Below are 12,250 nucleotides of genomic sequence, written 5' to 3'. Positions count from 1 at the left end.
CTCTTGAAATCGGCCAGGCTGTCCCCATTTTAGGGGCTTGACGTCCCGCGTGGACCCCTGACACCCCCTCTGCGACCCTGCTATGGAGCCAACCATGACCAAGCAAACCCATGCCTTCCAGGCCGAAGTCAAACAGATTCTGCATCTGGTGACGCATTCGCTGTATTCGAACAAAGAGATTTTCCTGCGCGAGCTGGTCTCCAATGCCAGCGACGCCTGCGACAAACTCCGCTTCGAGGCCATCAATAACGATGCGCTGTTTGGCGGCGATACCGATCTGGCCATCCGCATCCGCTTTGACAAGGATGCGCGCACGCTGACCATCAGCGACAACGGCATCGGCATGAGCGCCGAAGAAGCTGCCTCGCACCTGGGCACGATTGCGCGCAGCGGCACGCGCGAATTCATGGCCAGCCTGGAAGGCGAGCAGAAGAAAGACGCCCAGCTCATCGGCCAGTTTGGCGTGGGTTTTTATTCGGGCTATATCGTGGCCGACCGCATCACCGTAGAAACCCGCCGCGCTGGGTTGCCCGCCGATCAGGGTGTGCGCTGGAGCAGCGAAGGCACGGGCGAATTCGATCTGGAAACCATTCCGCGCGAGCAGCGCGGGACCGACATCATCCTGCATCTGCGCGAGGGCGAGGATGAGTTTCTGTCCAGCTGGAAAATCAAATCGGTGGTGGGTAAATACTCGGACCACATCTCGATTCCCATTCTGATGCGTGAAGAGAAGTGGGACGAAGAGAAATCCGAATACCAGCTGACCGACACCTGGGAAACCATCAACAAAGCCTCGGCGCTGTGGACGCGCAGCAAAAGTGACATCACGCCGGAGCAGTACCAGGAGTTTTACAAGCAGATTTCCTACGACCAGGCCGACGCGCTGGCCTACACGCACAACCGGGTCGAAGGCCGCAGCGAATACACGCAGCTGCTGTATATCCCGGCCAAGGCGCCGATGGATCTGTGGAACCGCGAGCGCCGGGGCGGCGTGAAACTGTATGTCAAGCGCGTGTTCATCATGGACGACGCCGAAGCGCTGATGCCCAGCTATCTGCGCTTTGTCAAAGGGGTGATCGACAGCGCCGACCTGCCTTTGAATGTGTCGCGCGAGCTGCTGCAGGAAAGCCGCGATGTCAAAGCCATCCGCGAAGGCTCGACCAAGCGCGTGTTGTCCATGCTGGAAGCGCTGGCCGACAGCGAAAGCGCAGACGACAAAGCCAAATACGCCGATTTCTGGACCGAATTTGGTGCCGTGATCAAGGAAGGTGTGGGCGAAGATTTTGCCAACCGCGAGCGCCTGGCCAAACTGCTGCGCTTTGCCAGCACGAAGCACGATGCGGGACAGACGGTGAGCCTGGCCGATTATGTGTCGCGCATGAAAGAAGGCCAGAAAGCCATTTACTACATCACCGCTGATACTCTGGCGGCGGCCAAATCCAGCCCGCAGCTGGAAATCTTCCGCCAGAAGGATCTGGAGGTGCTGCTGCTGACCGACCGCGTGGACGAGTGGATGCTGTCGCACCTGTTCGAATTCGAAGGCCATAGCCTGACCAGCGTCGCCAAGGGGTCGGTGGACCTGGGCGATTTGCAGGACGAGGCCGAGAAAAAGCAGGCCGAGGAAAGCGCCAAGGCCGCGCAGCCGCTGGTGGATCGCATCAAGACTGCGCTGGGCGATCGCGTCAAGGACGTGCGCGCCACGTCGCGCCTGGTGGATTCCCCGGCCTGCGTGGTGGTCGCTGATCACGATATGAGCGCCCACCTGGCGCGTCTGCTCAAGCAGGCCGGGCAGGAGGCGCCCAGCGTCAAGCCGATTCTGGAGATCAACCCCGGCCACGCGCTGATCAAGGGCATGGAAGGCAGCGCGCAGTTCGATGATCTGGCCCACATCGTGCTCGATCAGGCGCTGCTGGCCGAAGGCGCGGCCATCGACGACCCGGCGGCTTATGTCAAGCGCGTGACGGCGCTGCTGGTGCAGGGCGTGCCGGTCTGACTCAGGCTGCGGCGGCCTGATTCCTGCGGGCTTCAGCGATCCCTGAAGCCTGGCCTGGGCCAGGTCTGAACCCGGGCATACCCTGGCGTTCAGCCCGGGATCAGAATCGGGCGCGCCCACCTGGTATCATCCCTGCAGATGGGCGGCAACCGCCCCCCGCGATGCAGGAGCAGCAGGCATGCTAATTGGTGTCCCCAAAGAGACCCTCAAGGGTGAAACCCGGGTGGCGATCAGCCCGGAGGTGACGAAAAAGCTGGTGGCCCAGGGCCACACCGTTCAGGTCGAGCAGGGGGCGGGCCAGTCCGCCCACTGGCCTGACAGCCACTACGAGGCCGTTGGCGCCACGGTGGTCGATGCGGCCACGGCGCTGGCCAGCGACATGGTCATCACCGTGCGCGCGCCGCAGGACGGCACGCGTCGCCAGCTCAAAAGCGGCGCGGTGCTGATCGGCATGCTCGATCCCTTTGACACCGACGGCCTGCAGGCGTTGGCCGATGCGGGCGTGACGGCGTTTGCGCTGGAAGCCGCGCCGCGCATCTCGCGCGCGCAGAGCCTGGATGTTCTGTCCAGCCAGGCCAACTTGGCCGGTTACAAGGCCGTCATGCTGGCCGCGCACCACTACCCCAAACTGTTCCCCATGCTGATGACAGCTGCGGGCACCATCAAGGCCGCCCGCGTGGTCGTGCTGGGCGTGGGCGTGGCGGGCCTGCAGGCCATCGCCACCGCCAAGCGTCTGGGCGCGGTCATCGAGGCGTCCGATGTGCGCCCGGCCGTGAAGGAGCAGGTCGAATCGCTGGGCGGCAAGTTCATCGACGTGCCTTACGAGACCGCCGAAGAGCGCGAAGCCGCTGAAGGCGTGGGCGGTTACGCCCGTCCCATGCCCGCAAGCTGGCTGGAGCGCCAGAAGGCCGAAGTCGCCCGCCGCGTGGCGCAGGCCGACATCGTCATCACCACCGCGCTGATCCCGGGCCGCGACGCGCCCACGCTGGTCACCGCGGCCATGGTCGAATCCATGAAGCCCGGCTCGGTCATCGTGGACATGGCGGCCGGGCGTGGCGCGCAGACCCAAGGCGAGGATGGCCGTGGAGGCAATTGCGAACTCAGCCGCCTGGACAGCACGGTCAACCACGGCGGCGTGACGGTTCTGGGCCCGGGCAACCTGCCCGCCGAAGTGCCCACCGACGCCTCGGCGCTGTACGCGCGCAACGTGCTGGATTTTCTCAAGCTCATCGTCAAGGACGGGCAGCTGGCGCTGGACCTGGACGACGAAATCGTCCGCGCCTGCCTGATGACCCAGGGCGGCGCCCTGCTGCGCGGCAAGGGCCCGGCGCCTGCCGCGCCCGCCCCCGAAGCTCCAGCCGAGCCCGAAGCGACGGCCCCGCAAGCAGAGCCCGAGGTTGCGCCAGCCCCCGAAGCTCCAGCCGAGGCCGCTCCCGAATCTGCGGCCGAGCCCGCCCCCGAAACCCCTGCCAAGGAGTAAAGCATGGAAGCAGTGACGCACGGCATGATGAACCTGACGGTTTTCGTGCTGGCCATTTATGTCGGATACCACGTGGTCTGGACCGTGACCCCCGCCCTGCACACGCCGCTGATGGCGGTGACCAACGCCATTTCGGCCATCGTCATCGTCGGCGCCATGATGGCGGCGGCGCTGACGCATTCGCCCTTTGGCAAGCTGATGGGCGTGCTGGCGGTGGCGCTGGCGGCGGTGAATGTGTTCGGGGGCTTCCTGGTCACCCGGCGCATGCTGGAAATGTTCCAGAAAAAAGACAAGCGAGGGGCCTGACATGGGTGCCAACACCATTGCGTTTTTCTACCTGATCGCGTCGATCTGCTTCATCCAGGCGCTCAAGGGCCTGTCGCACCCGACGACCTCGATCAAGGGCAACAAGTTCGGCATGGCGGGCATGGCCATCGCCATCGTCACCACCTTTTTCCTGATCGCCAGCCAGGCGCGCGCCAACGGCGAAGGCGTGGGCTGGGGCTACATCTGGGTGCTGATTGGCCTGGGTGCTGGCGGTTACGCGGGCGCGCAGATGGCCCGCCGCGTCGAAATGACGAAGATGCCCGAGCTGGTCGCCTTCATGCACAGCATGATCGGCATGGCGGCGGTTTTCATCGCCGTGGCCGTGGTCGCCGAACCCTATGTGTTTGGCCTTGGCGGCATGGACGGCGAAGGCAGCGGCATTCCCACTGGCAACCGCCTGGAGCTTTTCCTGGGCGCAGCCATCGGCGCGATCACCTTCAGCGGCTCGGTCATCGCCTTCGGCAAGCTCAGCGGGCGCTTCAGGCACCGCATCTTCCAGGGCGCGCCGGTCACCTTCCCCAACCAGCACAAGATTAACCTGGGGCTGGGCATCGCCATCGCGGTGCTGGGCCTGCTCTTCATGCTGACGCAAAGCGGCTTTGTCTTCTTCCTGATCGTGATGGTGGCGTTTGTGCTGGGCGTGCTCATCATCATCCCGATTGGTGGCGCGGACATGCCTGTGGTGGTCTCGATGCTGAACAGCTACTCGGGCTGGGCGGCGGCAGGCATCGGCTTTGGCCTGAACAACCCCATGCTGATCGTGGCGGGCTCGCTGGTCGGCGCTTCGGGCGCCATCCTGAGCTACATCATGTGCAAGGCCATGAACCGCTCGTTCATCAACGTCATTCTGGGCGGTTTCGGCGGTGAAGCGGCCGACGCGGCCAGCGGTGAGGCCGTGCAGCGCAACGTCAAGAGCGGCAGCGCCGACGACGCCGCTTTTGTGCTGGGCAATGCCGAAACCGTCATCATCGTCCCCGGCTACGGTCTGGCGGTGGCGCGCGCGCAGCACGCGGTGAAGGAGCTGGCGGCCAAGCTCACCGAGAAGGGCGTGACCGTCAAGTACGCCATCCATCCGGTGGCTGGCCGGATGCCGGGCCACATGAACGTGCTGCTGGCCGAGGCCGAAGTGCCCTACGACCAGGTCTTCGAGATGGAAGACATCAATGGCGAGTTCGGGCAGGCCGACGTGGCCATCATTCTGGGCGCCAACGACGTGGTGAACCCCGCTGCGCACACCAAGGGCAGCCCGATTTACGGCATGCCGATTCTTGAGGCCTACAAGGCGCGCACCGTCATCGTCAACAAGCGCTCCATGGCCGCAGGTTACGCGGGCCTGGACAACGAGCTGTTCTACATGGACAAGACCATGATGGTCTTTGGCGATGCCAAGAAAGTCCTGGAGGATATGGTCAAGGCGGTGGAATAATGCAGACGGCCCCCAGAGGCCGTCGCATCACCCCAAGGAGACCTTCATGCACCGTCGCCCCTGGCTGGCGCACTACCCAGAGAGTGTGCCGCACGAGATCGATCTGAGCCGATACGCCTCGCTGGGGGCGCTGTTCGAGGACAGTTTCCAGCGCTTCCGGGAGCGCAGTGCCTTTGTCTTCATGGGAAAGTCCATGAGCTATGGCGAACTGGACGAGGCTTCGCGCACCATGGCGGCCTACTTCCAGTCGCTGGGGCTCAGGCCCGGCGACCGGGTCGCGGTGATGATGCCCAACGTGATGCAGTATCCCGTCTGCGTGGCGGCCGTGCTGCGCGCCGGGTTGGTGCTGGTCAACGTCAACCCGCTTTACACCCCGCGCGAACTGCGCCACCAGCTCAATGATTCGGGCGCGAAGGCGCTGGTCATCATCGAAAACTTCGCCCGCACTTTCCAGGAGGTGCGCCGCGAGGTCGGCGTCGAGCATGTGGTTCTGGCCACCATGGGCGACAGCCTGGGGCTGCTCAAGGGCCTGCTGGTCAACACCGTGGTGCGCCACGTCAAGAAACTGGTCCCTGCCTTTGATTTGCCCGGCGCAGTGCCCTGGCCCCAGGCCCTGGCCCAAGGTCGCCAGGCGCGCTTCACGGCCCCTGAGATTTCGCCCGACGCCATCGCGGCGCTGCAGTACACCGGCGGCACCACGGGCGTGAGCAAAGGGGCGGTGCTGTCCCATCGCAACCTCATCGCCAACACCCTGCAGTGTCTGGCCTGGATGGCCCCGGCGGCCAACACCGTCCCGGCCGGACAGCAGGTGACGCTGGCCTGCGCGTTGCCGCTGTATCACATCTTCGCTTTCACGGCCAACATGATGTTCGCGCTGGCGCTGGGCGGGCGCAACCTGCTTATCCCCAATCCGCGCGATCTGCCTGCGCTGTTCAAAACGCTGCGCGCCAACCCGGTGCATATTTTCCCGGCGGTGAACACGCTCTTCCAAGGCATGCTCAACCACCCGGATTTCGCCACGGTGGACTGGAGCCAGCTGAAAATCTCGCTGGGTGGCGGCATGGCGGTGCAGAGCAAAACCGCCAAAGACTGGCTGGCGCGCACCGGCTGCGCCATCTGCGAAGGCTATGGCCTGTCGGAAACCTCGCCTGTGGTGTCGGCCAACCTGGTCAACAGCCGCGAGTTCACCGGCACCATCGGCCTGCCGCTGCCGGGCACCGACGTGGCCATCCTGGACGACGCGGGCCAGCCCGTGCCCGACGGCCAGCCCGGCGAGATCAGCGTGCGCGGCCCGCAGGTCATGCAGGGCTACTGGCAGCGCCCCGACGAAACCGCCAAAGTGATGACCCCAGACGGCTATTTCCGCACCGGCGACATCGGCGTGCTGCAGGAGAGCGGCCGCGTGAAAATCGTCGATCGCAAGAAGGACATGATCCTGGTCAGCGGCTTTAACGTCTATCCCAACGAGATCGAAGACGTGATGACGCAGATGCCCGGCGTGCTGGAATGCGCCTGCGTGGGCGTGCCCGACGAGCACACGGGCGAGGCGGTGAAGATCGTCGTCGTGCTGCGCGATCCGGCCGTCACCGAGGCGCAGATCCGCACCTTTTGCAGCGAGAACCTGACCGGCTACAAGCGCCCGCGCCACATCGAGTTCCGCACCGAGCTGCCCAAGACGCCGGTGGGCAAGATTCTGCGCCGCGAACTGCGCGACAAGACCGCCTGAGCGCGGGCCGCTGGCTACAATCGCCCGCTGCACACAGCCCGGGAGTGACCATGTCGGCGCGTTTTTTCTGTCCAGAAGTGGCGCCCGGCGCCTGGCGGGCGGGCCTGGAGCTCGAACTGCCCGAAGGCGCGGCGCGCCACGTCCAGGTGCTGCGCCACCAGCCCGGCGACGCGTTGCGCCTGTTTGATGGCCACGGCGGCGACTGGCAGGCCACGGTGCTGGCCATGGCGCGGCGCAGCGTGCAGGTGCGGCTGGATCAGCCGCTGCCCGTTCACCGTGAGCTGCCCGCGCCCATACACCTGGCCGTGGGCATGCCGGCCAACGAGCGCATGGACGCGCTGGTCGAAAAAGCCACCGAGCTGGGCGTGACCGCGCTGTGGCCGCTGCACACCCGCCGCAGCGTGCTGCGCCTGAGCGGCGAGCGCGCTGCCAAAAAAATCGCCCACTGGCAGGCCGTGGCCGTGTCCGCCGCCGAGCAGTGCGGCCGCGACCGCATCCCCGCCGTGCATCCGGTGCAGGACTGGGCGGCGTTCTGGGGCCAGTCCTGGCCGCGTCTTTCGGCGGGCGATGCTGCAGGCGTCTCTGCTGCCACCATGTCCGCCCATGTCCTGACGCTGGAGGAAGGCGCTGAGCCTTGGTGGCAGACCTGCGCGGCGCAGGCGACGCCAGTCGCTGTCCTGCTGGCCAGCGGCCCCGAAGGCGGGCTGGACGAAGCTGAACTGGCTCAGGCGCGTGCCGCCGGAGCGCAGCCCGCCAGCCTGGGCCCGCGCGTGCTGCGCGCTGACACGGCGCCGCTGCAGGCGCTGGGTGTCTGGGCCGCACGGTGGTCGGCATGACAGGCCCGCGCGGCAGACGCCTGGCCATCGTCGGCGGCGGACCGGCTGGGCTGATGGCGGCGCAGCAGGCCCTGGCGGCGGGGCTGGAAGTGGATCTCTTCGAGGCCAAGGCCACGGTGGGGCGCAAGTTCCTGCTGGCCGGGCGCGGCGGCCTGAACCTGACGCACAGCGAGGCCCGTCCCGCTTTTGACGCCCGCTACAGCGCGGGCGAGGACGCCCACGCGCCGGTGTCCGCCGTGTCGCGCTGGCTGGACGCGCTGGGTCCGCAGGCCGTGCAGGACTGGGCGCAGGCGCTGGGCGTGGCGACTTTTGTGGGCAGTTCGGGCCGCGTTTTTCCGGTCGAGATGAAGGCCGCACCGCTCTTGCGGGCCTGGCTGGCGGCGTTGCGCCGCGCCGGGCTGCGCCTGCACCCGCGCCACCGCTGGCTGGGCGCGCAGCGCGATCCGGCCGGCTCGGACGGCGCCTGGTCACTGCGCCTGGCCACGCCTGCGGGGGAGGTCGAACACCGCGCCGACGCCCTCCTGCTGGCTCTGGGTGGCGGCAGCTGGCCGCAGCTGGGCTCGGACGGTGCCTGGTGGCCCACCCTGCAGGCCATGGGCGCGACGCTGCGGCCGCTGTCGCCCAGCAACTGCGGGCTGGATGTGGACACGGGCCAGCCCAGCGGGCCGGGCTGGAGCGCCCACCTGGCCCAGCGCCACGCGGGGGCTGCGCTGAAATCCATCGCGCTGGCCCTGCCTGAGGCGCAGGACGGGCCCGGCCGCTTCTGGCGCGGCGAAGCGGTCATCACCGCCACCGGCCTGGAGGGCCCGCTGGTCTACCGGCTTGGGCCGCAGTGGCGGCGGCGCTGCGCACAGCCGGGTCGCATCGGCCCTGATCTGTGGATGGATCTGTTGCCCGACTGGTCGCCCGATCGCGTTCGGCAGGCGCTGTCGCGCGGGCGTGGCAGCAAATCGTGGAGCAGCCACTTGCAGAGCACGCTGCCGCTCACGGCCCCGAAAGTGGCGCTGCTGTTCGAAATTCTGGGCCGCGATCTGGGCCGTGATGAGGGCCGTGATGGCGGCCAGGAAGGCAGCGCCGAGGCCATCGCCCGGCTTGGAGCGCGCATCAAGGCGCTGCCGCTGCGCGTGGCGGGCCCGCGTCCGCTGGCCGAGGCCATCTCGACCGAGGGCGGTGTCGCTCTGGAATCGCTGGACGAAGCGTTGATGTGGCCCGCGCAGCCCGGCCTGTTCCTGGCGGGCGAAATGCTGGATTGGGACGCGCCCACCGGCGGCTACCTGCTGACCGCCTGTCTGGCCAGCGGCTGGGTCGCGGGCGAGGGTGCCGCACGGTGGCTGGCCGACCGCCCGGTGCGGGCTTGAGGCAGGTGCCAGACTTCTGCCCCTATAATCACGCCGCCTTTCGTTCACTTTCAAACCGCTGCGCATGACCATCAAAAGCGATCGCTGGATACGGCGCATGGCCCAGGAGCATGGGCTGATTTCGCCGTTCGAGCCGGGCCAGATCCGTCAGGACACCGAAGGCCGCAAAGTGGTCAGCTACGGCACGTCCAGCTACGGCTACGACATCCGCTGCGCGCGCGAGTTCAAGATCTTCACCAACGTGCACTCCACGGTGGTTGATCCGAAGAACTTCGACGAAAAAAGTTTCGTCGATTTTGAAGGCGACGTCTGCATCATCCCGCCCAACAGTTTTGCGCTGGCGCGCACCGTGGAATATTTCAGGATTCCGCGCAACGTGCTGACCATCTGCTTGGGCAAAAGCACTTACGCACGCTGCGGCATCATCGTCAATGTGACGCCGTTCGAGCCAGAGTGGGAGGGGTATGTGACGCTGGAATTCTCCAACACCACGCCGCTGCCGGCCAGGATTTACGCGGGCGAAGGCTGCGCGCAGGTCCTGTTCTTCGAGAGCGACGAGGTCTGCGAGACCAGCTACAAGGACCGCAAGGGCAAATACCAGGGACAGCGGGGCGTCACCTTGCCCCACATCTGACGTCAGGCCCGGTCGGGCGCGGGGCACTGCCGGGGCGGCAGCGGCCTGCATTCCACCCGAACCGGGGATGGCGGCCTCCGCGCTGCGCGTGGAACATGAGAACTAATTCCGGGAACGGACCGTCTGGCATCCAGTGGCCAGGCGGCGAAGGAGTGTTTCTGATGTTTTTTCGCTGTTGCAGTACAAGGAGTTCCCGGCATGAAGGTCTCGCCCCGTCCTGAGCCGCTGGTCAAGCACTGGTTTGATGTTTTGCCCCTGAAGGTCCAGGCCCCCGTTCACGCGCTGTGCGCCCTGGTCCAGTCGTGCGATGACGAACTGCTGCGGGGCGTCCACTGGGGCAATCTGGTCTTCAGTTATCGGGGGCGGGCCCTGCTGGCCATCTCCACCCACCGCACCCACATCAATCTGCAGGTGTTCAACGGATCGCTGCTGCTGTCGCGCTTTCCCATGCTGCTGGGCTCCGACAAGCAGGCCAAGCATCTGAAGTGTCCCTTGGGCGATCCACTGGACGAGGCGCTGGTGTGCGATCTGGTGCGCGCCAGCATCCGCCTGGCGGGCACGCGTGTGCCGCACTTCCAGGAGGGCGCCACGCCCATCCAGGCCCCCGACGCGGGCTGGAGCGCGCCCGCGGGCAGCCGCCCGCCGGTGGTGATTTCGCGCGTCAGCCGCCGCCGCATCGTGCTGCCGCAGGCTGCGCCCGAAACGGGCACCGAGGCGCGGGCCGAAGTCCCGATGCCCGTTTCGGCGGCCGGGGAGGATGAGGGCGTGGAGCGGGGCTGAACAGGCCGCAGGGCCTTCAGCCCCGGCGACTTGCCCCATGCAGGCTCTCGAACACGGCCTGTGGCGATTCATTCTGACGTTTTGAATCGGACCAGGCCTGGCGCCAGCGCCGGGCGCCGTCCACGCCGTGGTACAGGCCCAGCATGTGGCGCGCCATGGCGGGCCAGCGCGGCGGGTGGGGCTTGTCGGCGCCAGCGGCCAACTGCCGCGCCATGTAATCGACCATCTGCGCCTCAATCGCGCGGCGGCGGGCCAGGTCGGCGGCCTGGCCCGCGTCGCTGCGGTCTGCAGCGCAGGGCACCTGGGCCGGATCGCGCCACAGCGTGTCGTCCCAGTCGGCCATCAGCCAGGGCTGGTGGTAGGCAGCGCGGCCGACCATGACGCCATCGACGTGCGCCAGGTGCTGCGCGATGGCGGCGTTGTCGGCCACGCCGCCGTTGAGCACGAGGGTGAGGTGCGGAAACTCGCGCTTCAGGCGGTAGACCGTCTCGTAGCGCAGCGGCGGAATCTCGCGGTTGTCTTTGGGGCTGAGCCCGTCCAGCCAGGCGCTGCGCGCGTGCACGATGAACACGCTGCACCCAGCCTGCGCCACGGTGCCGACAAAATCGCGGACAAAGCCGTAGCTGTCCTGGCGGTCGATGCCGATGCGGTGCTTGACGGTGACGGGCAGATCGCAGGCCTGGCGCATGGCGTCCACGCCGCGCGCGACCAGATCGGCCTCGCCCATCAGGCAGGCGCCAAACGCGCCGCGCTGCACACGCGGGCTGGGGCAGCCGCAGTTCAGGTTGACCTCGTCATAGCCCCAGCGCTGTGCCAGCGCCGCGCAGGCGGCCAGATCGGCTGGTTCGCTGCCGCCCAGCTGCAGCGCCACGGGGTGCTCGGCGGTGTCGAAATCCAGATGCCGCCCCTGATCGCCGTGCAGGAGCGCGCCGGTGGTCACCATCTCGGTGTAAAGCCGCGTGCGCCGCGTGATCAGCCGGTGGAAATAGCGGCAGTGCCGGTCCGTCCAGTCGAGCATGGGGGCGACGGCAAGGCGCCAGGGGGAGGGCCGTTCAAAGGGTTCCAGTTGATGCATGGGGGCTGAGTTCGTCACAGGTGGCGCGCCAGGCTCATGCGCTGATGCAGGATACGCACGACGCCGACGCCGTTCGGCTCCAGGCGGTAGATGATCAGGTGCGAGCCCACTTGGCGGGACCGGTGCGAGGCGGGAAGATCGGGCCTGCCGTGGCCAGCGGCCAGCGGGTCGGCGCTGATCGCAGTCAGGGCCTGGTCCAGTCTGTCGCGGTAGGCCGCAAGCTGAATTGGGCCCCATGTCTTTGCGGTGTAGCGCAGGATGTCCAAAAGATCCTGCTGCGCTCGGGGCGCTAGCCGCAAGGGTCTGGGCTCAGGGCAGGACATCGGGGTCCATGGGACGGCCCTGCTGAGTGGCATCCAGTGCGATGCGGGTGAGATCGTCCATGAGTCGCGGGGTCCAGGCGATGCCTTCCCCCCGGTCGAGCTCGTTGTCTCCCGCCTGGATGGCCGCCCGCCAGGCGGTCAGGCGGGCGTCTTCCGCCTGCATGCGTCGCAGCGCATCGCGGATGACTTCGGTGGCGTTGCCATAAAAGCCCGTCCGGACTTTCTCTCTGACAAAACCTTCCATTTCGGGGGACAGGTTGAGGTGCAGGCTCATCGGATCATCCTTTGAAGT

12 protein-coding genes are annotated in these 12,250 nt (G+C 66.9%); 9 read left to right on the top strand and 3 right to left on the bottom strand.

Annotation, left to right across the window (positions count from 1 at the left end; genetic code table 11):
- The first annotated feature begins 94 nt into the window (after positions 1 to 94).
- From htpG to RV045_RS12605, 9 genes are all read left to right on the top strand, one after another.
- On the top strand, positions 95 to 1,993 hold the full coding sequence (gene htpG / locus RV045_RS12645) for a molecular chaperone HtpG (RefSeq protein WP_423236151.1): 1,899 nt from the start codon (positions 95 to 97) through the stop codon (positions 1,991 to 1,993).
- 178 nt (positions 1,994 to 2,171) lie between these two features.
- Complete coding sequence (locus tag RV045_RS12640; protein ID WP_423236150.1) at positions 2,172 to 3,473, top strand: Re/Si-specific NAD(P)(+) transhydrogenase subunit alpha; 1,302 nt, start codon at positions 2,172 to 2,174, stop codon at positions 3,471 to 3,473.
- A 3-nt stretch (positions 3,474 to 3,476) separates the two neighbouring features.
- Entirely contained in the window at positions 3,477 to 3,779 is a 303-nt protein-coding gene (locus RV045_RS12635; protein WP_423236149.1) for an NAD(P) transhydrogenase subunit alpha part 2, read from the top strand.
- A 1-nt stretch (position 3,780) separates the two neighbouring features.
- On the top strand, positions 3,781 to 5,226 hold the full coding sequence (locus tag RV045_RS12630) for an NAD(P)(+) transhydrogenase (Re/Si-specific) subunit beta (protein ID WP_423236148.1): 1,446 nt from the start codon (positions 3,781 to 3,783) through the stop codon (positions 5,224 to 5,226).
- Between the two features lie 46 nt (positions 5,227 to 5,272).
- Positions 5,273 to 6,952 (top strand): long-chain-fatty-acid--CoA ligase, encoded by a 1,680-nt coding sequence (locus RV045_RS12625; protein ID WP_423236147.1) that lies wholly within the window; start codon positions 5,273 to 5,275, stop codon positions 6,950 to 6,952.
- 50 nt (positions 6,953 to 7,002) lie between these two features.
- On the top strand, positions 7,003 to 7,788 hold the full coding sequence (locus RV045_RS12620; protein ID WP_423236146.1) for a 16S rRNA (uracil(1498)-N(3))-methyltransferase: 786 nt from the start codon (positions 7,003 to 7,005) through the stop codon (positions 7,786 to 7,788).
- Positions 7,785 to 9,146, top strand: a complete 1,362-nt coding sequence (locus RV045_RS12615) for a BaiN/RdsA family NAD(P)/FAD-dependent oxidoreductase (protein WP_423236145.1) — start codon at positions 7,785 to 7,787, stop codon at positions 9,144 to 9,146. The genes RV045_RS12620 and RV045_RS12615 overlap by 4 nt, the downstream gene beginning before the upstream one ends.
- A gap of 64 nt (positions 9,147 to 9,210) precedes the next feature.
- On the top strand, positions 9,211 to 9,780 hold the full coding sequence (dcd, locus tag RV045_RS12610) for a dCTP deaminase (RefSeq protein ID WP_423236144.1): 570 nt from the start codon (positions 9,211 to 9,213) through the stop codon (positions 9,778 to 9,780).
- Between the two features lie 198 nt (positions 9,781 to 9,978).
- Positions 9,979 to 10,560 carry a DUF1801 domain-containing protein gene (locus RV045_RS12605; RefSeq protein ID WP_423236143.1) on the top strand — a complete coding sequence of 194 codons (582 nt, stop codon included), beginning with the start codon at positions 9,979 to 9,981 and terminating at the stop codon, positions 10,558 to 10,560.
- Between the two features lie 16 nt (positions 10,561 to 10,576).
- Here the strand turns inward: RV045_RS12605 and dusA are convergent, their stop codons facing one another.
- Genes dusA through RV045_RS12590 form a run of 3 tightly spaced genes read right to left on the bottom strand, consistent with a single transcriptional unit; the run spans position 10,577 to position 12,232 of the window.
- A complete protein-coding gene (gene dusA, locus RV045_RS12600; RefSeq protein ID WP_423236142.1) occupies positions 10,577 to 11,635 on the bottom strand; it encodes a tRNA dihydrouridine(20/20a) synthase DusA in 1,059 nt (352 codons plus the stop codon).
- A 14-nt stretch (positions 11,636 to 11,649) separates the two neighbouring features.
- Entirely contained in the window at positions 11,650 to 11,901 is a 252-nt protein-coding gene (locus RV045_RS12595) for a type II toxin-antitoxin system RelE/ParE family toxin (RefSeq protein ID WP_423236141.1), read from the bottom strand.
- A 43-nt stretch (positions 11,902 to 11,944) separates the two neighbouring features.
- Positions 11,945 to 12,232, bottom strand: coding sequence for a type II toxin-antitoxin system ParD family antitoxin (locus tag RV045_RS12590; protein WP_423236140.1), 288 nt, complete (start codon positions 12,230 to 12,232; stop codon positions 11,945 to 11,947).
- Between the last annotated feature and the right edge of the window lie 18 nt (positions 12,233 to 12,250).

It is taken from the genome of Amphibiibacter pelophylacis (assembly GCF_037688875.1).
GTDB lineage: Bacteria > Pseudomonadota > Gammaproteobacteria > Burkholderiales > Burkholderiaceae_C > Amphibiibacter > Amphibiibacter pelophylacis.
The sequence above is the reverse complement of the archived record's forward strand: the minus strand, read 5'-3'. Positions and strand labels throughout refer to the sequence as shown.

What these genes read in the sequence shown, in the direction of transcription:
- htpG (WP_423236151.1), top strand. Translation starts at nt 95, where the DNA reads ATGACCAAGCAAACCCATGCCTTCCAGGCCGAAGTCAAACAGATTCTG.
- RV045_RS12640 (WP_423236150.1), top strand. Translation starts at nt 2,172, where the DNA reads ATGCTAATTGGTGTCCCCAAAGAGACCCTCAAGGGTGAAACCCGGGTG.
- RV045_RS12635 (WP_423236149.1), top strand. Translation starts at nt 3,477, where the DNA reads ATGGAAGCAGTGACGCACGGCATGATGAACCTGACGGTTTTCGTGCTG.
- RV045_RS12630 (WP_423236148.1), top strand. Translation starts at nt 3,781, where the DNA reads ATGGGTGCCAACACCATTGCGTTTTTCTACCTGATCGCGTCGATCTGC.
- RV045_RS12625 (WP_423236147.1), top strand. Translation starts at nt 5,273, where the DNA reads ATGCACCGTCGCCCCTGGCTGGCGCACTACCCAGAGAGTGTGCCGCAC.
- RV045_RS12620 (WP_423236146.1), top strand. Translation starts at nt 7,003, where the DNA reads ATGTCGGCGCGTTTTTTCTGTCCAGAAGTGGCGCCCGGCGCCTGGCGG.
- RV045_RS12615 (WP_423236145.1), top strand. Translation starts at nt 7,785, where the DNA reads ATGACAGGCCCGCGCGGCAGACGCCTGGCCATCGTCGGCGGCGGACCG.
- dcd (WP_423236144.1), top strand. Translation starts at nt 9,211, where the DNA reads ATGACCATCAAAAGCGATCGCTGGATACGGCGCATGGCCCAGGAGCAT.
- RV045_RS12605 (WP_423236143.1), top strand. Translation starts at nt 9,979, where the DNA reads ATGAAGGTCTCGCCCCGTCCTGAGCCGCTGGTCAAGCACTGGTTTGAT.
- dusA (WP_423236142.1), bottom strand. Translation starts at nt 11,635, where the DNA reads ATGCATCAACTGGAACCCTTTGAACGGCCCTCCCCCTGGCGCCTTGCC.
- RV045_RS12590 (WP_423236140.1), bottom strand. Translation starts at nt 12,232, where the DNA reads ATGAGCCTGCACCTCAACCTGTCCCCCGAAATGGAAGGTTTTGTCAGA.